At 43.1% G+C, this 25231-nt stretch carries 19 protein-coding genes; all 19 read right to left on the bottom strand.

Annotated elements, in window-relative coordinates; all coding sequences use genetic code 11:
• Nucleotides 1-17 precede the first annotated feature (17 nt).
• The 19 genes from CUU66_RS01685 to frr all read right to left on the bottom strand — a co-directional run bounded on the left by CUU66_RS01685 (nucleotide 18) and on the right by frr (nucleotide 25228).
• The gene (locus CUU66_RS01685; RefSeq protein WP_101639953.1) at nucleotides 18-974 is read right to left on the bottom strand and encodes a polysaccharide deacetylase family protein; all 957 of its coding nucleotides are present in this window, start codon (nucleotides 972-974) and stop codon (nucleotides 18-20) included.
• 144 nt (nucleotides 975-1118) lie between these two features.
• Nucleotides 1119-3248, bottom strand: coding sequence for a polyribonucleotide nucleotidyltransferase (pnp, locus tag CUU66_RS01680; RefSeq protein ID WP_101639952.1), 2130 nt, complete (start codon nucleotides 3246-3248; stop codon nucleotides 1119-1121).
• Between the two features lie 348 nt (nucleotides 3249-3596).
• Nucleotides 3597-3866, bottom strand: coding sequence for a 30S ribosomal protein S15 (rpsO, locus tag CUU66_RS01675; RefSeq protein WP_101639951.1), 270 nt, complete (start codon nucleotides 3864-3866; stop codon nucleotides 3597-3599).
• Nucleotides 3867-4002: 136 nt separating this feature from the next.
• The gene (ribF, locus tag CUU66_RS01670) at nucleotides 4003-4944 is read right to left on the bottom strand and encodes a bifunctional riboflavin kinase/FAD synthetase (protein WP_101639950.1); all 942 of its coding nucleotides are present in this window, start codon (nucleotides 4942-4944) and stop codon (nucleotides 4003-4005) included.
• Between the two features lie 45 nt (nucleotides 4945-4989).
• Entirely contained in the window at nucleotides 4990-5907 is a 918-nt protein-coding gene (gene truB, locus CUU66_RS01665; RefSeq protein WP_101639949.1) for a tRNA pseudouridine(55) synthase TruB, read from the bottom strand.
• A gap of 112 nt (nucleotides 5908-6019) precedes the next feature.
• A complete protein-coding gene (gene rbfA, locus CUU66_RS01660) occupies nucleotides 6020-6382 on the bottom strand; it encodes a 30S ribosome-binding factor RbfA (protein WP_101640010.1) in 363 nt (120 codons plus the stop codon).
• Between the two features lie 18 nt (nucleotides 6383-6400).
• The gene (locus tag CUU66_RS01655) at nucleotides 6401-6679 is read right to left on the bottom strand and encodes a DUF503 domain-containing protein (RefSeq protein WP_101639948.1); all 279 of its coding nucleotides are present in this window, start codon (nucleotides 6677-6679) and stop codon (nucleotides 6401-6403) included.
• Nucleotides 6676-8958 (bottom strand): translation initiation factor IF-2, encoded by a 2283-nt coding sequence (gene infB, locus CUU66_RS01650; protein ID WP_101639947.1) that lies wholly within the window; start codon nucleotides 8956-8958, stop codon nucleotides 6676-6678. The genes CUU66_RS01655 and infB overlap by 4 nt, the downstream gene beginning before the upstream one ends.
• A gap of 19 nt (nucleotides 8959-8977) precedes the next feature.
• Nucleotides 8978-9280 carry a YlxQ family RNA-binding protein gene (locus tag CUU66_RS01645; RefSeq protein WP_101639946.1) on the bottom strand — a complete coding sequence of 101 codons (303 nt, stop codon included), beginning with the start codon at nucleotides 9278-9280 and terminating at the stop codon, nucleotides 8978-8980.
• Nucleotides 9281-9285: 5 nt separating this feature from the next.
• Nucleotides 9286-9561 (bottom strand): RNase P modulator RnpM, encoded by a 276-nt coding sequence (gene rnpM / locus CUU66_RS01640; RefSeq protein ID WP_101639945.1) that lies wholly within the window; start codon nucleotides 9559-9561, stop codon nucleotides 9286-9288.
• Between the two features lie 15 nt (nucleotides 9562-9576).
• The gene (gene nusA / locus CUU66_RS01635) at nucleotides 9577-10683 is read right to left on the bottom strand and encodes a transcription termination factor NusA (protein WP_101639944.1); all 1107 of its coding nucleotides are present in this window, start codon (nucleotides 10681-10683) and stop codon (nucleotides 9577-9579) included.
• Nucleotides 10684-10719: 36 nt separating this feature from the next.
• Nucleotides 10720-11190, bottom strand: a complete 471-nt coding sequence (gene rimP, locus CUU66_RS01630; RefSeq protein ID WP_101639943.1) for a ribosome maturation factor RimP — start codon at nucleotides 11188-11190, stop codon at nucleotides 10720-10722.
• Between the two features lie 1570 nt (nucleotides 11191-12760).
• Nucleotides 12761-17086: a PolC-type DNA polymerase III gene (locus CUU66_RS01620; protein WP_101639941.1), complete on the bottom strand. Its 4326-nt coding sequence runs from the start codon at nucleotides 17084-17086 to the stop codon at nucleotides 12761-12763.
• A gap of 153 nt (nucleotides 17087-17239) precedes the next feature.
• Nucleotides 17240-18943: a proline--tRNA ligase gene (locus tag CUU66_RS01615; RefSeq protein ID WP_101640009.1), complete on the bottom strand. Its 1704-nt coding sequence runs from the start codon at nucleotides 18941-18943 to the stop codon at nucleotides 17240-17242.
• Nucleotides 18944-19219: 276 nt separating this feature from the next.
• Nucleotides 19220-20479 (bottom strand): RIP metalloprotease RseP, encoded by a 1260-nt coding sequence (gene rseP, locus CUU66_RS01610; protein WP_101640008.1) that lies wholly within the window; start codon nucleotides 20477-20479, stop codon nucleotides 19220-19222.
• Nucleotides 20480-20508: 29 nt separating this feature from the next.
• The gene (locus CUU66_RS01605; RefSeq protein WP_101639940.1) at nucleotides 20509-21657 is read right to left on the bottom strand and encodes a 1-deoxy-D-xylulose-5-phosphate reductoisomerase; all 1149 of its coding nucleotides are present in this window, start codon (nucleotides 21655-21657) and stop codon (nucleotides 20509-20511) included.
• Between the two features lie 35 nt (nucleotides 21658-21692).
• On the bottom strand, nucleotides 21693-22487 hold the full coding sequence (locus CUU66_RS01600) for a phosphatidate cytidylyltransferase (RefSeq protein WP_101639939.1): 795 nt from the start codon (nucleotides 22485-22487) through the stop codon (nucleotides 21693-21695).
• A gap of 1043 nt (nucleotides 22488-23530) precedes the next feature.
• Nucleotides 23531-24304, bottom strand: coding sequence for an isoprenyl transferase (locus tag CUU66_RS01595; RefSeq protein WP_101639938.1), 774 nt, complete (start codon nucleotides 24302-24304; stop codon nucleotides 23531-23533).
• Nucleotides 24305-24670: 366 nt separating this feature from the next.
• Nucleotides 24671-25228 carry a ribosome recycling factor gene (gene frr / locus CUU66_RS01585; protein ID WP_101639936.1) on the bottom strand — a complete coding sequence of 186 codons (558 nt, stop codon included), beginning with the start codon at nucleotides 25226-25228 and terminating at the stop codon, nucleotides 24671-24673.
• Between the last annotated feature and the right edge of the window lie 3 nt (nucleotides 25229-25231).

Genomic DNA, 25231 nt, shown 5'->3' with positions numbered 1-25231 from the left:
AAACTTCTTTCTTACTATTAATGCATGATCCTATCCTCACTAAGTGATTGGGAGACGGTCATGAGGTGAAGATTTTTCGCTTTGATGCTTTTTATCAGTTTATCCAAAGAGTTTGCACTGGATTCTGTCGGATGCATTAAAATAAACGCTCCAGGATGCAGTTTGGATAGTACCCGTTCAGTCAAAACTTCCGGACTTGGCTTTTGCCAATCTATTGTATCCACACTCCACATTATAGTACCCATCTTGTTTGCACTTGCAATTTTGACCGTTTCATCTTTAAAACTACCGCTGGGCGGCGCAAACCATCGGCAGGTCACTCCTGTAACCGCTTTGATAATTTCGCTTGTCTTTTTAATCTCTTCCTCAGCCCGGGACGCAGAAATACGTTTCATATCCGGGTGCGAATATGAATGGTTCCCTATCTCATGGCCGCCATCATTAATCATCTTAGCAAGCTCAGGATATTTTTTTGCCCATCTGCCTTCTAAAAAGAACGTAGCCTTTACATCATTCTTTTTTAATACGGACAGCATGTCCTGCAAATATTCATTTCCCCAGGCAACATTTATGAGCAGGCTGACAGCCGGTTTTTCCGTATTGGCTCTATAGATCGGCGCAGGCGGCAGATCCTTTAAATGCTTTTTAGGTCGAACCTGATTATAAATAAGCTTCTTACTGTCAAACTTGCCTGTCTTTTTCATGATCTTATAAGAGGCTTCCAGATCAACCTTCAATCCGTTATATCCAGGAACTGTTTTCCAGACAGAATCAATTCTAGCATCCTGCGGAGGAAATTCATAGTCTGGTGCTTTAGCCTGAATTTCTGCATATAAACGGCTGACTGCAGCTGTGGAGTCCGGCCTATTATTCAATCCCTGCACAAAAGTCTCCGTCAGCGGGTTTTGGACTAATACCCATGATATACCTGCAATTACAGATAAAGCAATAAAATGTTGAAATTTACTATTCATCTCACTTGTCCTCCTGAAACAAACATCATAATAATCGTAAGCCTCGACTCGCTTTAGATAATTTATGTCTGCTTGGGACAAGGTAGAACATTCTTGACGATTCATTCGTTTTTTATGCTAAAAAAAAGCCGGGTTTCCCCAGCCTTATGAATTAGAATTAGCCGCTGCCTGTTCCTTTTCCTTCTGTTCCTTAAGAACCGCTTTGTGTGACAAGTTCACTCTTCCCTGCTTATCTATATCTAGAACCTTAACTAGAAGCTCATCTCCGACCGCTACCACATCTTCAACTTTACCGACACGTTCTTCAGCAAGCTCTGATATATGAACAAGTCCATCTTTTCCGTTAAAGATTTCAACGAATGCCCCAAACTTCTCCACTCGTTTTACTTTACCAAGATAAAGAGCGCCTACTTCCACTTCGCGGACGATATCCTCGATTATTCTTCTGGCCTTTTGATTCATCTCTTCATTGGTAGAAGAAATAAATACAGTGCCGTCCTGCTCAATATCGATTTTAACGCCTGTTTCTTCAATAATTTTATTGATCTGCTTACCGCTTGGTCCAATGACGTCACGGATTTTATCCGGATTGATCGTCATGGTCAGGATCTTCGGAGCATATTGTGAAAGCTGGGTACGCGGCTCATTAATTGCACTCAGCATGTGTTCAAGGATATGCATGCGGCCTCGTTTAGCCTGCTGCAATGCCTCTTCAAGGATTTCGCGGGAAAGCCCTTCAATTTTGATATCCATTTGCAAAGCAGTAACACCTTTTGCAGTTCCAGCCACTTTGAAATCCATATCTCCAAGATGGTCTTCCATTCCTTGAATGTCAGTCAGTACTGTGTAGTTCTCGCCGGATTTAATTAATCCCATCGCAATACCTGCTACAGGAGCTTTAATTGGTACACCGGCATCCATCATCGCAAGGGTGCTCGCACAGATGCTTGCTTGAGAAGTGGAACCATTAGACTCAAGCACTTCTGCCACAAGGCGGACTGTGTAAGGGAAATCCTTTTCAGATGGCAGGATTGGCTCAAGGGCACGCTCACCCAATGCACCATGTCCGATTTCACGGCGGCCTGGGCCTCTCATGAATCCTGTTTCACCGACACTGAATGGCGGGAAGTTATAATGATGCATGAACCGTTTTGATTCTTCCACACCAAGGCCGTCCAGGATCTGAACATCTCCAAGAGCTCCAAGTGTACACGTGGAGAGTGCCTGAGTCTGTCCGCGTGTGAATAATCCAGAACCGTGTGTTCTTGGCAGAATGCCAACTTCTGAAGACAACGGACGGATTTCATCAGGATTTCTTCCATCAGGACGAACCTTTTCTTCCGTAATCAGTCTGCGGACTTCGGCTTTTACAAACTTGCTCAGGATTTCTTTTACCTGCTTAAGAGTTGCATCATCCGCTTCTTTTCCTTCGAATTCTGCCACAACGCGGTCTTTTACTACCTTGATTGCGTCTTCTCTTGCATGCTTTTCCTGGACTTGTACCGCTTTATTTATATCTGCCTCGGACAATGCACGGATTTCCGCTTCCAGCTCAGCATCCAGTTCGTAAAGAGTCACTTGTGTTTTCTCTTTTCCGACCTCTGCCGCAATTTCTTCCTGGAATGCGATCAAACGCTTGATTTCTTCATGCCCGAACATAATGGCTTCGAGCATAACTTCCTCGGGAACCTCATCTGCTCCTGCTTCAACCATGTTGATCGCATCTTTTGTTCCCGCTACCGTTAAGTTGATATCACTCTGTTCCATTTGTTCAACCGTTGGATTGATTAAGAATTCATCATTGATTCTTCCTACAACCACACCGGCAATCGGACCTTCAAATGGGATGTCGGATACAGTAAGAGCTAATGAAGAACCAAACATGGCTGCCATCTCTGAAGAACAGCTTTGATCCACACTCATTACCATACTCACAACCTGAACTTCATTTCGGAAACCATCAGCAAATAAAGGACGAATCGGGCGGTCTATCAAACGGCTTGCCAATATTGCCTTTTCACTGGGACGGCCTTCGCGTTTGATGAATCCTCCAGGTATTTTACCTACTGCATACAGTCTTTCTTCATAGTTCACAGTTAAAGGAAAGAAGTCAACCGTCTTAGGTTCCTTAGATGCAGTCGCGGTGCTGAGCACTGCCGTATCGCCGTAGCGGATTAACGCAGAACCATTAGCCTGCTTTGCAAGCTGTCCTATTTCAACTGTCAGCGGGCGTCCTGCCCAGTCAATTGAAAAAGTTTTTTTATTTTGTTCCATTAAAAATAAAACCCCTCTCTGCTTCTTCACTAAATACATCTTTTCTAAACAATTAGCCGGAAACGCGGTATGTACTTGTGTTCCTGCTAATGTGGTATATGTGAAATCTGTCATATGTTTAAATAAAACAAACTATTCATATTATGCACGAAAAAAGCCTTGAATAACAGTAATTATGTGAAACTTTCGACGGAATTAAGGGATATTTTCCCTTTATAGGCCGTTTTAAAACTAAAGACACAAGGTAATGCTCTCAGATAGAAGCTTATGTACTCTTTTAGACCGTATGTAAAAAACAAAATGCTGATATATAAAAAAGCGGGAATATTTCCCGCTTTCCTTCGAAAATTATCGGCGTAAACCTAATTTGTTGATTAGCTCGCGGTAACGAGTAACGTCTTTATTACGCAAGTAAGTAAGCAAGTTACGGCGTCTACCTACCATTTTTAGAAGACCGCGACGTGAGTGGTGGTCTTTCTTATGAGTGCGAAGATGCGCATTCAAATTGTTGATGTCTTCAGTAAGGACAGCAATTTGAACTTCTGGTGATCCAGTATCGCCTTCGTGAGTTTTGTACTCGTTGATTAGCTCATTCTTACGTTCTTTAGTGATTGCCATGTAGTTCACCTCCAAATAATCTTAAAAATCCCCGAAAACTGAGCAAGCGTTGGTGACTCGCATTGCCAAGAAGTGGTTCATCTCATACAAATAATATCATACAACTATTCAGATTAAAAAGCAAGTACATCTGCTCTTATTCTCCAAAATATGATTTGGCCTCCTGCTTATCCTTAGATATTTGTTCGACAAGCGCCTCAAGACCATTAAATTTCTGCTCGCTTCTTAAACGTTTATGCCATTCTACTTTTACGTTTTCCCCGTAAATAGAACGGTCAAAATCAAAGATATGGACCTCTACATTAGGGTTTTCAGGTCTTTTTTCATGAAAAGTCGGCTTGAAGCCCACATTGCAGACTCCATGATACCATTCATCATTTATTTGGATCCGGACAGCATATACACCGGGCGATGGATAAATAAATTCTTCAGATAGAGAAATGTTAGCTGTAGGAAAGCCTAATTGTCTCCCTCTTTTTTCACCATGTATGACGGTTCCTGATGTTGTATAGAATCGGCCAAGCAGACTTGGGAGTTCTTCTGTCCTGCCGTCTGCAAGCATTTCTCTAATTTGAGTTGAGCTGACTTTTTCGTCATTCAATGTATGTTTTTCTACAGTTGTTGAAGTAAATTCTTCCCTAGAATGAAATGGCATAGTTTCCATCGTTCCTTTTCCAAGCCTACCATAGGAATAGTCAAAACCAGCTACAACATGTTTCACATGGAGGCCGATGATGTATTGATCCACAAATTCCTGCGGAAGCAGTTTTGCGAAAGACTCTGTAAAATGGACTACAAATAGATTGTCTATTCCCAGCCTGTTAATAATTTCGATTTTCTCTTTAAGAGGTGTAATGTATTTTACTACCTTCGTACTTTTTCCCAGCACAGCAGAAGGATGAGGATCAAAGGTCATAATTGATACAGGCAGGGACATTCCTCCGGCCTTTTCCTTTGCGGTCTGTATGACCTGCCTGTGTCCAAGATGGACTCCGTCAAAGAAGCCAAGGGCTAATACATGCGGAGGAAAATCGTTCTTATTAAACTGGTGAGGATGATTTAAATAAAATACCTTCAACTTGAATTCTCCTCTTCCTTGTTACAAAAGAGCCAGGCCGGCTGTCTATTCCTGATCGTTTCGAAGCACTTTAACAGGCTTGATCAGGCCAGGCTTTGAAGGGTGAACTTGGTAGATGGCAACCGCCTTGCTTTCTTTATCCACCATTACAAAAGGCTCGCCCTCAAGCGTCTTTACATCAGCTGGCTGCTGCAAAACAGCCCCATTTTTAATTTTCTCTGCTACTTTATCACTTATCCTGTATTTAGGCAAATGAGATAACCCGTCCTCTAACGGAAGCAATACATCAACGCCAGCCTGAACTTTTTCTTCCACTTCCTCTAATGTCAGGCAGTCCTCAATGGTGAATGATGCGGATTTTGTCCGGACAAGTGAAGACATATGTGCAGGAAATCCTAGTCTTTCTCCGATCATTACAGCCAGGGTACGGATATATGTGCCTTTACTGCAGGTGACCCTGAAGGAAAAAGAAATCCTCTCTCCATCAAAGATATCTCTAGAGTCCAGAAGTTCGATATCATAGATGGTTACTTCCCGTGAAGGCCTTTCTACTTCAATACCGGCCCTGGCATACTCATAAAGCTTTTTCCCATTCACCTTGACGGCGGAAAACATGGGAGGTGTCTGAGTGATCGTTCCGGTTAATCCTGATAAAACAGAGAGGATTTCCTCTCTGGTAAAAACTCTGTCGACAGGCTTCGTCTCTACTGTTTCCCCGGAAGAATCTTCTGTCGTGGTAGACCACCCCAGTGTCACTTCTCCTTCATAAGCCTTTCCAGCATCCGTTATGTATTCTGCAATTTTAGTTGCTTTCCCTACACAGATCGGGAGCACCCCTGTCACGTCAGGATCAAGAGTGCCTGTATGTCCGACTTTCTTTGTGCGCAGAATCTTTCTTAATTTAAACACACAGTCATGGGATGTTAATCCCTTTGGTTTTAATAGTGGCAAAATACCTTCCAACCCACTTACCTCCAGTACATTAATAAGAGAAAAAGGATAGACCATTAAGATCTATCCTTTCCCTAAAAAGCCAGATTGGCCGCATATATTTCCCTAAAAGGGAAAGATCTGATTATTCGCCGCTCGTATTATGCTCTTCTTTGTTGATTTGGGTAAGCAGATTTTCAATGCGGTTCCCATAATCAACGGACTCATCAAACTCAAAGAAAATCTCTGGAGTTTTTCTAAGACGGATTCTCTGGCCTATTTCAGAGCGGATAAAACCTTTCGCTTTAGCCAGCCCTTTTAACGTATTCTGCCGCTGTTCTTCATCTCCAAGCACAGATATATAAACTTTTGCCTGCTGAAGGTCGCCAGTTACTTCAACATCCGTGACGGTTACAAAGCCGATCCGCGGGTCTTTAATTTTACGGCCGATTATTTCGCTAAGCTCTTTTTTCATCTGTTCGCCAACTCGGTTTGCACGAAGGCTCATATTCATCACCCCGTTCATTTAAAGCCATTCTATCTCTGTAACTGTTCTTTCTATTTCAGGAAAGGAATCTACAAAACGAAGTGCATTTTGCAGTTCTCTTTCCGAAGACTGCCTTGAGGAGGACACGGTTACGATGGCAAGCTTTGTTCTCTGCCATACGTCCTGATGCCCCGTCTCAGCAATGGAAATATTATACTTTTGCTTAAGCCTTGTCAGCACACGCTGAAGGACTGCACGCTTTTCCTTGAGGGAATGCGCATCGTATATGATGCATTCAAATTCGGCATAGCCGATCATTTGCGCTCAATTTCCTCCATAACGTAGGCTTCAATTATGTCGCCTTCTTTAAGGTCGTTATAGTTTTTAATGGTAATGCCGCACTCATAACCCTGAGATACTTCTTTTGCATCATCCTTAAATCGTTTAAGAGCATCAATTTCGCCTTCGAAAATAACAACTCCCTGGCGGATTAAGCGGATGCCGCTGTCACGGGTGATTTTACCATCCGTTACATATGAGCCTGCAATCGTACCGACTTTAGAAACTTTGAAAGTAGTACGGACTTCAGCCTGACCAATGATTTTTTCTTCAAATTCAGGATCAAGCATACCTTTCATTGCAGATTCAATCTCTTCGATTACTTTATAAATGATTCGGTGTAAGCGGATATCTACATTTTCAGATTCGGCTGCACGTTTAGCATTTACATCTGGGCGCACATTAAAACCAATAACTATAGCATTGGATGCAGTTGCCAGCATGATGTCGTACTCATTGATGGCACCTACGCCGGAGTGGATAATTTTAACTTTGACGCCTTCCACTTCAATCTTCTGAAGCGAAGCGCTCATTGCTTCAACCGACCCTTGAACGTCAGCTTTTACAATCAAGTTAATATCCTTCACTTCACCCTGCTTCATCTGTTCGAATAAATTATCCAGAGTTACACGGGCTTTCTCTGTACGATTTGATTGAACTTGTCTTTGAGAACGTGCTTCCCCGACCTGACGGGCTGTTTTCTCATCGTCAAATACAATGAACAGATCTCCAGCCTGAGGCACTTCATTAAGACCGGTAATTTCTACAGGTGTAGAAGGGCCTGCATCCTTCACTCTCCGTCCAAGATCGTTCACCATCGCCCTTACACGGCCGAATGAGTTACCTACTACGATTGGGTCTCCAACCTTAAGGGTACCGTTTTGGACAAGCAGCGTCGCTACCGCACCACGGCCTTTATCAAGCTGGGCTTCAATGACAGATCCTGCTGCCTTGCGGTTTGGATTCGCCTTGTACTCTTCAACTTCACTCACGAGAAGGATCATTTCAAGAAGGCTGTCAATTCCTTCGCCATTCTTAGCAGAGATCGGAACAAAGATTGTGTCGCCGCCCCATGCTTCCGGTACTAGATTGCGTTCTGAAAGCTCCTGCATCACACGGTCAGGATTAGCTCCCGGTTTATCCATTTTGTTCACAGCTACGATAATTGGAACCTCGGCCGCTTTTGCATGGTTAATAGCTTCAATAGTCTGTGGCATAACACCGTCATCTGCCGCTACTACTAAAATAGTGATATCCGTAACTTTCGCTCCGCGTGCACGCATTGTTGTGAACGCAGCGTGGCCTGGAGTATCAAGGAACGTAATCTTTTTGTCATTTACTTCAACTTGATAAGCCCCGATATGCTGAGTGATTCCGCCAGCTTCGCCTTCCGTTACTTTCGTATTACGGATTGAATCTAGCAGCGTAGTTTTACCATGGTCAACGTGTCCCATAATGGTTACAACCGCAGGGCGCTCAACCAGGCTTTCAGGTGCATCTTCTTCGGCAGCAAGAGTTTCAAGATCAGTAAGATCTACTTTGATCTCTTCTTCTACTTCTACCCCATATTCAGAAGCAATTAACTCAATTGCATCTTTATCTAGTGATTGATTGATTGTAGCCATTACTCCAAGCAGGAATAATTTCTTAATCAGTTCTGAAGGTTCCCTATGAAGCTTTTTAGCAAGCTCCTGAACCGTCAAAGACTCAGTAAAGGTGATTTTTTTCGGCAGCTCTCTTTCTTTACGAGGCGGAGCCTGATAAGTAGAGACTTGATGGCGTTTATTGTTTCTATTTCTATTGTTGTTGTTTCTATTATTGTTGTTGTTGTTTCTGCCACCCTTATTATTAAAGGCTTTAGTTTCTTTGGATTGGTTTTCCTGAGTCTGTTTCTTGCCAGCAGCCACAGGCTTGTTTGGTGTCTTTTTAGTCAGCTTTTGTTTATTAACGCTGTTATCGTTGTCATGTTCGTCGAACGATTTTGGCTTAGCTGCAGCAGGCTGCTGGTTCGAGCCTGAATTTTGAGGACGCTGCTGGTTTTGAGTGTTTGGTTTTGGGGCTGGTTTTTGCCCGCTGGCAGTTTTTTGATTATTATCTTTATTTGGCTTATAAGCACTATCTAATTTGTTTACTGTAGAATCGTCTATTGCTGTCATATGATTGGTTACCTCTATATTCATTTCTTTTAATTTCGTAATGACGTCCTTGCTAGAAACATTATGTTTTTTTGCATATTCGTATACACGGATCTTCGTCATACGTTCACCCCCATAAAATTTAATCGAGCAACGTCTGAAGTTTTTTTGCAAAACCCTCGTCGAGGACTGCAACGGTTACACGGGCGTCTTTACCGATTGCTTGACCGAGCAAATATCTATCTTCCACCTTAAAAAGGGGAACTTTATAAAACTTACATTTATCCGTAATTTTCTTTTCAGTATTATGGGAAGCATCCTGGGCTAAAATGACCAGCTTTGCTTTGCCGTTTCTAATTTCCTTTACCACCAGTTCCTCACCGGAAATCATTTTTCTGGCACGAGCTGCTAAACCCAGCAGAGACATCCATTGATCATTCTTCATGAGGGTCAGCGGTTCTCCTTTTCAGCTAGGGCCAGCAGCTCATCATATAGAGAAGGATCAATGGCTGCACCAAGCTGATTGGCGAGTATATTTTTCTTCTTGGCAAGAAGGATTGCTTCTTTATCAAGTGTCAAATAGGCTCCCCGCCCCGATTTCTTCCCGGTAGGATCAACAGAGACTTCTCCCTCTTTGCTCCGAACCACACGGATAAGTTCTTTTTTGGGCCTCATTTCTCCGGTAGCCACACACTTCCTCATGGGAATCTTCTTGCGACTAATCACCTAAAGCTCACCTCTCTATTCTTCTCCCAGCTCATCTTCCTCGTCAAAGGATAGAAGCTTTTCATTATCCACAGGATAAATTCCGGCTTCACGAGCATCTGATTCACTCTTTATATCAATTTTCCAGCCCGTTAATTTTGCTGCAAGACGTGCATTTTGCCCGCGCTTGCCGATTGCAAGGGAAAGCTGGAAGTCTGGCACGATAACAGTAGTAGCTTTTTCTTCTTCCTTCACGATGACCTCAAGTACTTTTGAAGGGCTGAGTGCATTCGCAACAAACTCCACTGGATCTTCAGACCAATTTACAATATCTATTTTTTCACCTTTGAGTTCATTCACGATAGCTTGAACCCGCTGTCCTTTTGGACCAACACATGAACCTACAGGATCCACTTCAGGGTTCTCTGAATGAACGGAAATTTTCGAACGGTCCCCGGCTTCACGGGCAACAGATTTTATCTCAACTGTTCCATCATAAATTTCGGGAACTTCAATCTCGAACAAACGCTTTAATAGTCCAGGATGTGTTCTAGAAACAAAGATCTGCGGACCCTTTGAAGTCTTCTCAACCTTCGTTAAAAACACTTTAATGCGGTCATGGGGCTTGTAGTGTTCATTTGGCATCTGCTCATTGATTGGAAGAAGAGCTTCAATTTTCCCAAGGCTGACATAGATAAAACGGGAATCCTGCCTTTGGACAATCCCAGTCATAATATCCTCTTCACGGTCAATGAATTCAGAATAAATGATGCCGCGCTCGGCTTCGCGGACTCTCTGCGTCACAACCTGCTTAGCTGTCTGTGCTGCGATGCGTCCGAAATCCTTAGGAGTCACTTCCATCTCCACAACATCTTCAACCTGATAGTTCGGATCAATCCGGCGGGCTTCTTCTACAGAAACCTCAAGGCGTGCATCAAAAACCTGATCCACGACTTCCTTCCTAGCAAAAACTCTCATTGTACCTCTTTCAAGGTTCATATCAATCCGCACATTCTGTGCCTGGTTAAAGTTTCGTTTATAGGCTGATACAAGAGCCGCCTCAATCGCTTCTATTATAACATCTCTTGAAATGCCTTTCTCCTTTTCCAACAGGACCAAGGCATCCAGTAATTCACTGCTCATTTTTTATCCCCCTCAAAAAAATCACCCTGCACCTGATTAAAAAGTAACAGCAAGCCTTGCCTTAGCTACTTTCTCGTATGGTATTTCTACAGTCTTGGTGCGGGTTTTAATTTTCATATTTACCGTTATGACCGTACCGTCAAACGACTCTAAAATACCTTCAAATTCTTTTATCCCATCAATGGGTTCATAAGTCTTAATAAATACATTTTTGCCGATGGACTTAGTGAAATCCTCCGCTTTCTTAAGCGGCCTCTCAGCACCAGGTGATGAAACCTCAAGAAAATAGTTATACGGAATCGGATCCGTCTCATCAAGCTTTTCACTTAAACGCTCACTAACGGTGCCGCATTCCTCAATATCGACGCCGCCTTCCTTATCAATGAAAACCCGAAGAAACCAATTCTTGCCTTCCTTCACATATTCAATGTCCACTAATTCAAGGTTCAAATCACTCAATATCGGCTGCACCTGTTCTTCTACTATTTCAGTAACTTTATTACTCATCGTGTCCCTCCTTAAAATAAGAAAGAAGAAGTGTATTTGTATGAAATAAGCAGGAAGATACCCCTGCTCCTACACATCACCCAAATAAAATTTATGTAAACAACGAAAGAGTGGGTTTCCCCACTCTTCTCGCTCAGCCTTAGTATTTCCAATAAAAATATACCATAACCAAGAAGTTTATGCAAGAAAAGCGGAAAGCGGTGCCTTCCCCTTTAACACTTTTTAAAACTTCCATGATAAGCGTATACTATTATCCCTCAGAAATCTTAGGAAGGCAGAGACCCGAAAAGCATAAGACGAGCAGGCTATGAGAAGCGCTTTTTCTTCTCATGGACTGATTGGCTTTTGTCTCGAGGGTCTCAGCTTGGAGCTGGATCTCAAGAAAAGCGGAGGGCGGTGCTTTTCATAGCACGATTCCTTGAGCGGTGAATGATTAACAACAAATATTCAGCCCCGATTCTTAATAGAAAAGCAGAAACCTGAAAGGCATAAGACGAGCGGCAGCTAAAGGCCGGTTTTGCCTTTTGATGGCGATGGGCTTATGACCGAAGGTGGCTGTCCGCAGCTGGGTCACATGAAAAGCGGAGGACGGTGCTTTTCACGATTATCTCCTTACAGGAACAATGTTAAATACTTTTATGGTAAACACCCTATAAGTAGAAAAGCAGACTCCCGACAAGCATAAGACAAGCAGGCCGTGAGAAGCGCTTTTTCTTCTTATGGACTGATTGGCTTATGTCTCGAGGGGGTCAGTCCGCAGCTGGACATTTAAGAAAAGCGGAAAGCGGTGCCTGCCCCGCTTAATAATTCTAAAAATCCATGATTTACACACCCCATAGTTTAAGCCTTACATAGAATGCTGGCAGAGACTCCATAAAGAAGACTTGCTGATTGGCGAGCGATACCGAAGACAGAAGTTTAGTCGCACTTATGCGCCAGCCAAGCATAAGACGAGCAGACCGTGAGAAGCGCCCTTCTTCTCATGGGCTGATTGGCTTATGTCTCGAGGGTCTCAGCTTGGATTAAAGACATGTCTACTTAAAGCAACATAAAAGGCCAGCAACAAGAGCAGTTACCTAGAAGGTGGTTTTTTTAATAAAACAACCTTTTTTTAGTAAATAACTCTAGAAAATCCAGGTCAGATTGCAACAAAACTGTTTCTAGCTATAGGATTTCGGTTATATCCAGGTAGTTTAAAAGGTTACACACAATGGATTTTTCATTTATGCTTCTGTTTCCGGAGGTTATGCTGATATTTCAGTGGTTTATGCTTATGTTTGGAGGGTTTATGCTTATGTTAGAGGGTTTTATGCTTATCTGTGGACAGGTATGCTTATTTAAAACCTCTTATGCTTGTCTAATCCTGGTTATGCTTATCCTAGTTATCCCTATCCTAATTACGATAGTCCCTTTCCCCTCATAAAGCTTCTGCCGGCAGCCGCCCCCTATCCAACATCGAGTAATAAGATTTTCCTGCCATTTCTAGTCTTTGACATTATCTCTATTCCTGACCTAACCCAACGCCCCTCTAACATAAAAAGAACCGGAAAAATTTCTCCGGTTCCATTTTTTAAAACAACGACAGCTGGTTCTGATCTGGAAGTGATTCCAGGCAGCCTTGCTTGTCCAGATATTCTAATATGGTTTTTGATACTTTTCCGCGCTGCTGGAGGTCTTCTTTGGATAGGAATTCTCCTTCTTCTCTTGCACGGACGATGTTTAAGGCAACGTTTGTGCCAAGGCCCGGCAGTGAGTTGAACGGCGGGATCAGTGAGTTTCCTTCGATGATGAACTCACTGGCATGTGATTTGTATAAGTCGATCTTTTTAAAGGACATGCCGCGTTCGCACATTTCGAGTGCCAGTTCCATGACAGTCAGCAGGTTCTTTTCTTTGGTTGAAGCATCCAGGCCTTTGGCATTGATTTCCTCAATTTTTGCCCGGATTGCCTGAGAACCGCGTGTCATGGCTTCGATGTCAAAGTCTTCTGCTCTTACAGTGAAGTATGCGGCATAGTATAGAATTGGATGATGTACTTTGAAATAAGCAATCCTTACGGCCATCAATACATATGCAGCCGCGTGGGCTTTCGGGAACATGTATTTGATTTTCTTACAAGAATCAATATACCATTCCGGAACTTCATTCTTTCTCATTTCCGCTTCGAATTCTTCGGAAAGTCCTTTACCTTTACGTACGGATTCCATAATTTTAAAGGCTAGTGACGGATCTAAACCTTGATAGATTAGATATACCATGATGTCATCACGGCAGCCGATTACTTCGCTCAGGTTACAGATTTTATTATGAATCAGTTCCTGGGCATTGCCGAGCCATACATCGGTTCCGTGGGATAGACCGGAAATCTGGACAAGTTCAGAGAATGTGGTCGGTTTGGTGTCTTCAAGCATCTGGCGGACAAAGCGTGTACCAAATTCAGGTATGCCGAGTGTCCCCGTTTTACACATAATCTGGTCTTCGGTCACCCCGAGTGTTTCAGGACCGCTGAAGATCTTCATTACTTCAGGGTCATCTGTAGGGATGGTTTTTGGATCAATGCCGCTTAGATCCTGAAGCATCCTGATCACGGTCGGATCATCGTGTCCCAGGATATCGAGTTTTAACAGGTTATCGTGAATCGAATGGAAGTCGAAGTGGGTTGTTTTCCATTCGGAATTTTTATCATCTGCAGGGAATTGTATCGGCGAGAAATCGTAGATATCCATATAATCAGGGACAACTATTATTCCTCCTGGATGCTGTCCGGTTGTTCTCTTAACTCCTGTGCATCCAGCCACTAACCGGTCTATTTCAGCATTCCGCACATGTAGATTATTATCGGATGCATATCCCTTCACATAACCATATGCCGTTTTTTCCGCAACCGTGCCGATGGTTCCCGCACGATATACATAATCCTCCCCGAACAGCTCTTTTGTGTAATTATGGGCCCGGGGCTGGTATTCACCGGAGAAGTTCAAGTCGATATCGGGAACTTTATCCCCTTTAAAGCCAAGGAACGTTTCAAATGGAATATCATGCCCGTCTTTTTTGTAGTTCGCACCGCATTCCGGACACCTTTTATTCGGCAGGTCAAACCCTGATCCTACTGATCCGTCATTGAAGAATTCTGAATGCTTGCATTTAGGGCAGACATAGTGCGGCGGCAGCGGATTTACTTCCGTAATTTCGGTCATGGTTGCAACAAGCGATGAACCTACCGATCCACGGGAACCAACCAGATATCCATCATTCAGCGATTTTTTTACGAGCTTATGAGAAATTAAGTAGATTACGGCAAATCCGTGGCCAATAATACTTTTTAGTTCCTTTTCAAGACGCGCTTCAACGATCTCAGGCAGTTCGTCACCGTAAATACTGCGGGCCATGGCATAGCTCATTTCACGGACTTCCTCTTCGGCACCTTCAATTTTCGGAGTGAAAAGGTCATCTTTAATAACTTTGATGTTTTCTATTTTATCGGCAACCAGATTTGAATTGGTCACGACCACTTCTTTTGCCTTCTCATCGCCAAGGAATGAAAATGCCTTTAGCATCTCATCCGTTGTACGGAAATGGACATCTGGCAATTTATGACGGTTTAACGGATTCGCTCCGCCCTGTGACCTTACTAAAATTTTGCGGTATATCTTATCTTCTGGATCCTTATAGTGAACATTTCCTGTGGCTACAACCGGCTTTTCAAGCTTTTCACCAAGCTTAACAATATTTTTAATGATCCCTTCAAGCGATTTTTCATCGCGGACGTATTCCATCTCTATTAAATGGGAATACACTTCCTTGGGCTGGATTTCCAGGTAATCATAGAATTCTGCAATTTCTTCTACTTCTTCAAAAGATTTCTGCATCATCCCTTCGAAAACTTCCCCTTTGTCACAGCCGGATCCTATAAGCAGCCCTTCTCTATGCTTTTGAAGAACAGAGCGGGGAATCCTTGGAACTCTATAAAAATATTCTAAGTGGGATATCGATACGAGCTTAAATAAATTCTTCAGCCCTGTCTCATTGACAGCAAGAAGTGTACAGTGAGAAGGTCTTGAACGCTGATAGGAGTTGCCTTTCCCCATATTGTCATTCAGCTGGTCATGATATTCAACACCATGCTCAAGGGCATCTTTTAACATCTTGATCATCAAATAGCCGGTAGCCTCAGCATCATAAATGGCTCTATGGTGCTGTGTTAATTCGATATCAAACTTTTTAGTCAGTGTATTTAACCGGTGGTTTTTCATTTCCGGATATAGGAAGCGGCCTAATTCCAGCGTATCGATTACCGGGTTCTCAGCTTTTCCATAACCCAGCTTTTTATAGCAGACATTTAAAAAGCCCATATCAAAGCTTGCATTGTGAGCTACTAATATACTATCCTCTGCCCATTCCTTAAACTTCGTGATGACCTCGTCCACTTCAGGGGCATTTTCCACCATATCATCTGTTATTCCTGTGAGATCAATCGTTGTTGCTGAAAGTGGATGATGTGGATTTGCGAATGATTCAAAGCGGTCAACAATATCGCCATCCTTGATTTTTACTGCTGCCAGCTCAATGATTGTGTCATAAACAGCTGATAAACCGGTTGTTTCTACGTCGAACACCACATACGTATCCTGTGAAAGCATTCTGTGCTGCGGATTATAGGCTATAGGCACACCGTCGTTCACAAGATTCGCCTCGATGCCATACATCACCTTAATGTCATTTTTCTTGCCGGCTCCATAAGCTTCTGGAAAACCTTGAGCACCAGAATGATCGGTAATGGCAATGGCTGTGTGGCCCCATTTTTTCGCCTGTGCGACAAGTGAACTAATAGAAGAAACAGCATCCATCGTACTCATCGGTGAATGAAGATGGAGTTCTACTCTTTTTTCCCCCTCAGGCGCTGTATCCATACGGCCTTTTGCTTTAATTTCATTAATGTCATTCGCGATCATAACCAGGTCTCTCACAAAGGTATCGTTTTGGATACTGCCTTGCACTCTTACCCACATACCTTTTTTGACACGCGCAAGCTGTACCGCATCTTCTTTATCACGCGAGAACATTTTAACAAGTATGGAACTTGAATAGTCAGTGACTTTGAAGGTTAACAGTGTACGTCCGCTGCGCAGTTCACGCGTTTCGGCATCAAATACATATCCTTCTATTGCTATTTTTCTCTCTTCGTCAACAATATGCTCAAGTCTGCGGAAATCAGCATCTTCTTTAATGCGGTACCCGATAAGAAGTGGACCTTCATCCGCTCCACCATCTTCCTTAGACTTTTCGCTTTCTTTCTCCTGCATTGCAATGAGGGCGGCAAGACCGCGTTCCTGATCTTCCTTTTGCTTTTGCTCCAGGAACATTTTGTACTCGGAATTTTCACTCTCAGGTTTTACTTCCGGTTCTATTGAAAAAGCCGGAAAGCCCAGAGTTTGATAAATATTGGATATGATTCCCGAATATTTTCTCTTTAGCTGTCCTGCTTCGGCATCATTTCTAGCAGAAATCAGAATCCTATTGCCGGCCAGTCTTGGTACTTGCTCATTCAGCAGTGACAAGAGTACCGGAGACATCCCATCTATTTCTTTTATGCAATTATTCCAGTATTCTCTGACTAACTCTTCCGTAACCTGCGGATTTAGAACATTTATAGAAAAAGAAACCTTTGCTATATGAGCAAATGATTGTGTAAGCTGCGTTGAAAATCTTGTATAAACACTGCAGGGAATCAGTTCTTCCAGCTGAAAGGAGAAATGCCATTTCTTCGAATCTCTTTCTACAAAAAGCTTCTCGATTTCTGCGTTATAGAAATATTTCACAAACGCGTCTTCCGTTAGCTGAAGCTGCTGGAGCAAGAGCTGGAATCTTTCTTTTTTTGGATTTGGATTTTGGTCCATTAATTATTCTCTCTCCCCATTTATAAAACAGTTTTCTTATATTGGCTCTGGTAATTATAACACACTTAGGTCGATGGATTATTAATAAAAAAACTCCCGGAAAAAGAAAAAGGTACCATTATTTTGTAATGGATACCTTCCTCGTTTTTGTGATTAAACAGTCAAAAGTTTAGAGATTACTTCTTTGATCTGCGCTTTATCGGATTCAATAACTTCGCCATTCTTACGGTCTTTAATCTCCACGATGCCTTCCGCTGCTTTTTTCCCAACAGTTATGCGGACAGGAATCCCAATTAAATCTGAATCTGCGAACTTAACTCCTGGTCTTTCCTGCCTGTCATCCATAAGAACTTCAATTCCAGATGCCTTAAGCTCTTGATATAACTCTTCCGCTAGCCCTTTTTGAGCTTCATCCTTCATATTGACAGGAATGATGTGAACCTGATATGGAGCCAGGTTTGCAGGCCATACAAGACCGTTTTCATCATTAAACTGCTCTGCCACCGCAGCTAGTGTACGTGATACCCCGATTCCATAACATCCCATGATCATTGCCTGAGAGCGGCCGTTTTCATCAAGGAACGCAGCATTCATTGCCTCGCTGTAACGGGTTCCTAGCTTGAATACATGGCCTACCTCAATGCCCTTAGCGAACTTAATGACGCCATTTCCATCAGGCGAAGCATCGCCTTCCTCTATAAAACGCAGGTCCGCATAACGGGAAACGGTGAAATCCCGTTCAGGATTCACATTGATGAAATGATAATTATCTTCGTTGGCACCGCACACTCCATTTACAATGGACTGAATGCTGTAGTCCGCCACAATTTCCAGATCCCCTTCGACATGGACCGGTCCAATTGAGCCAATTTCAGACCCAATAATTTTTTTTGTTTCAGCAGGGGAGGCAAGCTCAACCACAGAAGTTTCAAGAAGATTTTTCAGCTTGATATCATTAATTTCAAAATCTCCTCTTACTAGAGCAAGCACATATTGATCATCGGCTTTAAACACTAGCGATTTAATGCAATTCTCTGGAGCTGTATTCAAGTATGAAGATACTTCTTCAATCGTTTTTTGATTTTCTGTCAGCACTTTTTCAAGCTCTTTTTGTTCTTCATTTTTCCGGGTATATTCGGCTGTTACTGGTGCCATCTCGATATTAGCAGCATAGTCTGATGTGTCAGAATAGGCTATTGTATCTTCTCCAATATCTGAAAGAACCATAAATTCATGTGTATCTTTTCCACCCATTGCTCCAGAGTCTGCAATAACCGCCCTGAAGTTTAAGCCGCAGCGGCGGAATACAGCTGAATAAGCGTTGTACATTTTTTGGTAGACCTCATCCAGGCTGTCAAAGTCAGAATGGAACGAATACGCATCCTTCATGATAAATTCACGCCCGCGCAATAACCCAAACCGCGGTCTTTTTTCATCACGGAATTTGGTTTGGATTTGATACAACGCAAGCGGAAGGCGCTTATATGACTTCACTTCATCGCGAATTATGCTCGTGATTACCTCTTCATGTGTCGCCCCAAGTGCAAAATCACGTTCATTACGGTCTTTAAGCCTCATCAGCTCTGGCCCATAGGAATACCAGCGGCCTGACTCCTGCCATAATTCGGCTTGCTGCAGGGCCGGCATAAATAGTTCAACCGCACTAGCATTGTCCATTTCCTCGCGGATAATGGTTTCAATCTTATGAAGGACTTTCTTAGCAAGCGGTAAATAACTGTACACACCGCTTGAATTCTGCCTGATAAACCCTGCACGCAGCAATAACTGATGACTCTTTGTGTCTGCGTCTGCAGGAACTTCTCTTAATGTTGGAATCAATGTCATACTCTGTTTCATCAATACACACCCCATCTTAATTCTATCCAAAAAAATGCGAGCAGAAGCGAAAGGATGCCCCTTTGCCCCTGCCCTGGTTTTTTCTTTTACTAATAGCTCTGTTAAACATGGCTGTTGATTGCAGCTAGCAGGCACTCGCTTTCCGCGGGGTGGTCCTGGAGCCTCCTCTTAAGTTAACGCCATGCTGGGTCTCATTTGTCCCGCTCCTCATATAGGAGTCTCGCGTTCCGTTCCCATTTTCATAGCCTTAAGAAAAATCATAAACTTCTTAATCTCTTATAGGAAGAAACGCTGTATATCATTCCAGGTTACCACCAGCATAAGAAGCATCAGCAAGGCAAATCCAATAAAATGGACCATACCTTCTTTCTGACGGTCAATCGGTTTTCCGCGTACGGCTTCAACCGCGAAGAATAACAGCCTTCCACCATCTAAAGCAGGTATCGGAAGCAGATTCATAATCCCTAAGTTTATACTTAAAACAGCAGCCCACTTTAACAGATACACGACCCCTGATTTGGCCACCTCTTCAGTAGATTTATAAATCCCTACAGGACCGGATAATGCATCAATGGAAAATTGGCCTGTTACCAGCTGACCCAGCATGGAGCCAATCTGCTTTGTCCAAAAGTAGGTTTCAGTAAAGCCGGATGCCAATACTTTAGTCGGTGATTTTTCAACTGGAGGATATACACCGATTACACCGATTTTTTGCTGTTCTCTTTCAATTTCTTTCGGAGTTACAGGAATCTCGAGCGTTTTACCATCGCGATCGACAATAAAGACAATTTCTTCTCCCGGATGCTTCTGGATAGCTTCCTGGATATCCATCCAATCGGACACTTCAGTACCATCGATTGATTGGACAGCATCACCTTTCTTAAGCCCGGAAGAAATGGCTGCACCGTCCTTTGTCAAACCCCCAAGCTTCGGTTCATCCACCACAATTCCCTGAAATGCACCTATGATCCAGAAGAGGACAATTGCCAACAGAAAATTCATCATCGGTCCGGCAAATATAGCCATGGTTCTCTGGCCTAATGTTTTGGAACCAAACTGACGGTCATACGGGACAATCTGATTCTCTGCACCATCTTCAACAAGCATAGCTTCAGGATGGACCCTAAATGTCTCGAGTTCTTGATCCTCGCCGTCCTCATACCCCTCAATGACAAGTTTGTGTTCGAGGTCTGCAGCCTCTACTTCTACCACCTTAATATTCGGGTATTTTTCTTTATTATTTAAGATGATTTTATTTACTAAACCATCTTGATCAAACAACAAACCAACCCTGTATCCTGGTTTAAGCTCTGTTGTATCCGCATCTTCTCCAGCCATCCTTACATAGCCGCCGACTGGAAGCAGACGGATGGTGTAAAGAGTTTCGTTTCGTTTCATTGAGAAGACCTTTGGGCCAATCCCAATAGCGAATTCGCGGCATAGAATACCAGCTCTTTTCGCAAAAACGAGATGCCCCAGTTCATGGAAAAACACGAGAGCTCCAAATATCAAAATGAACGCAATCACTGTTTGCAAAGTTTGCACTTGTTCAACCACCTCTTTTTTTATGAAATAGATCGAATAAATTGACGTGCTTCTGCATCTACTTCCCGAATAATATCCAAACTTGGATTACTTATCGCAGTATGCCGGCTCAACGCTTTCTCTATCATTGTTTCGATCTCTAAGAATCCGATTTTCCCGTCCAGAAAACTCGCGACAGCCGCTTCATTGGCTGCGTTTAAAACTGCTGGCATCGTACCGCCGGCTTTCCCCGCCTCATACGCAAACCGTAAACAAGGAAAACGGTTGAAGTCCATTTCGTCAAAATGAAGTTTTCCAAACTCTGCAAGATTCAGCCTCTTCGCAGAAGGAAAAGGAATTCGGTCAGGATATGTAAGAGCATATTGGATAGGAACTCTCATATCCGGTGTACCAAGCTGAGCCATAATACTTGAATCATGAAACTCCACCATTGAATGGATGATGCTTTCCCGGTGGAGAAGCACCTTAATTTTATCGTATGGAATCTGATAAAGCCAATGAGCTTCTATGACTTCAAGCCCTTTATTCATCATGGTCGCCGAATCAATGGTGATCTTTGCACCCATTGACCAATTCGGATGGTTCAAAGCATCTTCAACAGTCACATCCTTCAGTTCATCCCTGGTGCGGTCCCTGAAGCTGCCACCTGAGGCAGTAATGATGAGATTTTCAATATTTTTATCATTTTCACCTTGTAGTGCCTGAAAAATAGCAGAATGCTCACTATCTACAGGAAGAAGCTTGACGTTATTGTCTTCCGCCGCCTTCATGACCAGGTGCCCTGCGGTTACAAGAGTCTCCTTATTGGCAATGGCAATATCTTTTTTAGCCTCAATGGCCTGAAGGGTAGGATATAGACCGACACTGCCAATTACTGCATTGACAACAATGTCTGCTTTAGGATAACAAGCTGTTTCTACAAGGCCTTCTTCCCCATATATAAATTGTATGTTCAAATGTGAGTATTCCTGCCTTAATACGGTACAATCTTCTTTATCTTGTACGGAAACAAGCTCAGGCTTAAATTCTCCAATAAATTTTCTGGTCAGATCGAGGTTTCTCCCTGCAGACATAGCTGCAAGCTTAAATTGCTCTGGGTGGGAGCGGATAATATCCAGAGTCTGGGTCCCAATAGAACCAGTCGCTCCTAAAAGACTGATATACTTCAACAATTTCAACTCCTACACTTTGAAACAAGCATTACTTAAAGTAAATGAAGCAGATGAAGAATAGGCAATACAAAGATCAAGCTGTCCAGGCGGTCTAATATGCCGCCGTGGCCTGGAAGGATATTTCCGGAATCCTTGATTCCATATAGCCTTTTATAGGCAGACTGGACCAAATCGCCAATCTGGCCAAAAATAGAGATGAAAATAGAGATGGCAGCAAGCTTCCATAATGGATCAGTTATGTTGGTAAACAAGAAGAAAATAACGGCAACCAGCAAGCCGCAAATAATTCCGCCTACTGCACCTTCTATTGTCTTATTCGGGCTGATATCAGGCCAAAGCTTTCGTTTCCCCATGGCTCGTCCGACAAAATAAGCGCCTGAATCGGTGGCCCAGATAATAAATAGGGTAAAGAATATATAGGTCAGCCCATTATCCATACCGCGTGTCTGATAAAAATAATAAAAGCCCATCCCCACATATAAAACAGAAATGATCATAAATCCAGCGTCATCATAGGTATACTTATTCTTAGATAATACCGTATACGTTAACAACACAAGTACCAGTAACAAAACAACTTCAAGTTTTGTATACGTATCATTTGTAAGATTATTAAAAGCAGACCTTGGCATCAGCACCAGCCACAATGCAACATAAGACAGCACAGAAGGCAGGCTCGCCAAAGGCATCTTCCTCATCTTAAGCAACTCATACAAACCAATCGTTCCCAAGAGATAAGCCGTAGCCATCAAGGGAACTCCACCCATTATAACAAGCGGCAAAAAAACTGCAGCAGCAATTATTCCAGTAATAATTCTCTGTCTCATAAAATTAAAATTCCTCACCTTCATAGAAAAGCGGAAGCGCCTTGGGCAGCCCCGAACAGCATAAGATGAGCAGGCCGTGGAAAGCGGTTTTCCTTTCCATGGACTGATCAGCTTATGACTCGAGGGGCTAGGCGCTGCAGCTGGACATCAAAGAAAAGCGCAGGTATCCGCGTTTTGCCCCGAATTGCACAAGACAAGCGGGCCGTGAGAAGTGATTTTCTTCTCATGGACCGATTGGCTTGTGTCGGGAGGGGCAGGATACCGGAGCTGGACAAATAGAAAAGCGGAAGCGCCTGTTTAAGGATGACCGGCTAAGACCGCCACGTCCTGTGGCAACGCCGTCCTGACCTGCGTCCGCAGGCCTCCGACAAGCATAAGATGAGCAGGCCGTGGAAAGCGGTTTTCCTTTCCATGGACTGATCAGCTTATGACTCGAGGGGCTAGGCGCTGCAGCTGGACAATCAAAGAAAAGCGCAGGTATCCGCACTTTAAGATTGAACGGCTAAGATCGCCACGTCCTGTGGCAACGCCGTTCTGACCTGCGTCCGCAGGCCTCCGAATTGCACAAGACAAGCGGGCGGTGAGAAGTGATTTTCTTCTCATGGACTGATTGGCTTGTGTCGGGAGGGGCAGGATACCGGAGCTGGACAAATAGAAAAGCGGAAGCGCCTGTTTAAGGATGAATGGCTAAGACCGCCACGTCCTTTGGCAAGGCCGTCCTGACCTGCGTCCGCAGACCTTCACAATATATCAGGTAAATCCACATAAAAAGGGATGCTCATACATAAAATTAGATTTTGCCACATAAAATCCGGTTTACCCCTCATAAAAACCGATTTTCGCCACATAAAATCTTGTTTTCCCCACATAAAAACCGAATTACCCCTCATAAATCGCAGTCTGCCCTATAAGTACTTCAAAAAAGCGATATGGCAAGAGGTAATGGCGAAAATTCATTGATTTTACCAACATACACCTCTCGGAGCCATCTAATTAAAAGGCATACTGCATCAAAACTGAATGAATCTGCGCAGAAACCCTGTTTAAACCCCGCCGTACCTCCTGGACCTTTTCTGGAAGTCTGTTATTGCTTCCAGCAGGTGCTCTTCGCTAAAGTCGGGCCAATAGACATCGGTAAACCAGAATTCTGTGTATGCTAATTGCCACAGCATGAAGTTGCTTAGGCGGATTTCCCCGCTGGTACGGATGAGCAGGTCTGGATCCTTGAGTCCGTCTGTCATTAAGTAGCTGGAGAAGAGTTCCTCGTTGACCTGATTTTCATCTATTATACCACTTTTCGCATCTATTAAGACCTTTTTCATGGCATGCAGGATTTCTGCACGGCTGCCGTAATTGAGGGCAAAGTTCAAGATCATGCCCGTATTTTGGCTTGTTTCTGTAATGGCTTTTTCTACAGAGTTTAAAGTATGCTGCGGGAGGGCTTCTTTTTCCCCCATCATTTGGACTTTAACGTTTTCTTCGATCAGTTCAGGCAGAAATGTACCTAAGAATTCCTGTGGCAGTTTCATGAGAAATTCTACTTCTGTCTGAGGCCTTTTCCAATTCTCAGTCGAGAATGCATAGACAGTCAGTGTCTTGACACCCAGCTGGCTTGCAAGCTTGGTAATCTTTTTTACAACCTTCATGCCTTCATGATGGCCTGCAATCCGGGGCAGAGAACGTTTCTTGGCCCAGCGGCCATTGCCATCCATGATGATTGCAATATGCTCCGGTATTGGATTTCTTTTTGCTTCATTTATTTTATCCGTTACATTGTTTGAGCCGCTTTTATTTTTCCAGCGTTTCAAGATTTCCATAACATGTATCCCCCACCTGAATTAACTCTAAATAAGATTCGGACAGAGTAATTTCAATATGTATTGATGTTAAAAATGAATCTATTTAATAATAACAAAAAAAGCAGCAATCTCCTATTATTAATGAGAAATGGCCAGCAAACCCGCACGGCTGCGGAATTGTTATATTTTAAAAATCACTTTTCCCGAAAAGGCAGCGAGCCGCCCGAAATTTATTCTGTGGCTGCGCATGAAAATTTATCAGCAGATTACTTTATTTATACACCCGTGCTGGAGCGTTAGAACCTTTCTCTCGGCATCAAATACTATGAATAGGGTCCGGATAAAAAAAAATCCCCTCTGGCAGGGGCATGTAATCTTATTAAATTATACCTCTAAGATCTCTTTTTCTTTATCTTTGGTAATTGAATCCACTTTCGCGATATAAGAATCGGTTGTCTTCTGGATTTCATCAGAATATCTGCGAAGATCATCTTCTGTAATTTCACCGTTTTTCTCAAGCTTCTTCAGATCATCATTCGCATCACGCCGTACATTTCTGACTGCGATTTTTGCTTCTTCAGACTCTTTTCTAACCTGCTTAACCAGATCCTTACGTCTTTCTTCAGTAAGCGCTGGGATAGCCAGGCGGATAACAGAGCCGTCATTCGTAGGGTTTAGACCCAGATCCGATTTCAAGATGGCCTTTTCAATTTCTGATAAGACAGTCTTGTCATAAGGCTGAATAACTAGAAGACGAGCCTCAGGAACAGAAATTCCCGCAACCTGGTTTATCGGTGTTGGTGCACCATAGTAATCCACTGTTATTCTGTCAAGAAGTGAAGCATTAGCACGGCCGGCACGAATACTTGCCAGCACACGGCTGTAAGCACCGATTGCTTTATCCATACGATCTTTTGCATTTGCGGTTACTTGTTTTGGCATTGT

It is taken from the genome of Peribacillus deserti, from assembly GCF_002863585.1.
In the GTDB taxonomy this organism is placed as follows: Bacteria; Bacillota; Bacilli; order Bacillales; family DSM-1321; genus Paraperibacillus; species Paraperibacillus deserti_A.
This window is presented reverse-complemented; position numbering and strand designations above follow the sequence as displayed.

Bases quoted from the DNA above. Each gene is read 5' to 3' on its own strand.
- CUU66_RS01685 (WP_101639953.1), bottom strand. From the start codon at position 974: ATGAATAGTAAATTTCAACATTTTATTGCTTTATCTGTAATTGCAGGT.
- pnp (WP_101639952.1), bottom strand. From the start codon at position 3,248: ATGGAACAAAATAAAAAAACTTTTTCAATTGACTGGGCAGGACGCCCG.
- rpsO (WP_101639951.1), bottom strand. From the start codon at position 3,866: ATGGCAATCACTAAAGAACGTAAGAATGAGCTAATCAACGAGTACAAA.
- rbfA (WP_101640010.1), bottom strand. From the start codon at position 6,382: ATGAGCCTTCGTGCAAACCGAGTTGGCGAACAGATGAAAAAAGAGCTT.
- CUU66_RS01655 (WP_101639948.1), bottom strand. From the start codon at position 6,679: ATGATCGGCTATGCCGAATTTGAATGCATCATATACGATGCGCATTCC.
- infB (WP_101639947.1), bottom strand. From the start codon at position 8,958: ATGACGAAGATCCGTGTATACGAATATGCAAAAAAACATAATGTTTCT.
- CUU66_RS01645 (WP_101639946.1), bottom strand. From the start codon at position 9,280: ATGAAGAATGATCAATGGATGTCTCTGCTGGGTTTAGCAGCTCGTGCC.
- nusA (WP_101639944.1), bottom strand. From the start codon at position 10,683: ATGAGCAGTGAATTACTGGATGCCTTGGTCCTGTTGGAAAAGGAGAAA.
- rimP (WP_101639943.1), bottom strand. From the start codon at position 11,190: ATGAGTAATAAAGTTACTGAAATAGTAGAAGAACAGGTGCAGCCGATA.
- CUU66_RS01620 (WP_101639941.1), bottom strand. From the start codon at position 17,086: ATGGACCAAAATCCAAATCCAAAAAAAGAAAGATTCCAGCTCTTGCTC.
- CUU66_RS01615 (WP_101640009.1), bottom strand. From the start codon at position 18,943: ATGAAACAGAGTATGACATTGATTCCAACATTAAGAGAAGTTCCTGCA.
- CUU66_RS01600 (WP_101639939.1), bottom strand. From the start codon at position 22,487: ATGAGACAGAGAATTATTACTGGAATAATTGCTGCTGCAGTTTTTTTG.
- CUU66_RS01595 (WP_101639938.1), bottom strand. From the start codon at position 24,304: ATGGAAATCTTGAAACGCTGGAAAAATAAAAGCGGCTCAAACAATGTA.
- frr (WP_101639936.1), bottom strand. From the start codon at position 25,228: ATGCCAAAACAAGTAACCGCAAATGCAAAAGATCGTATGGATAAAGCA.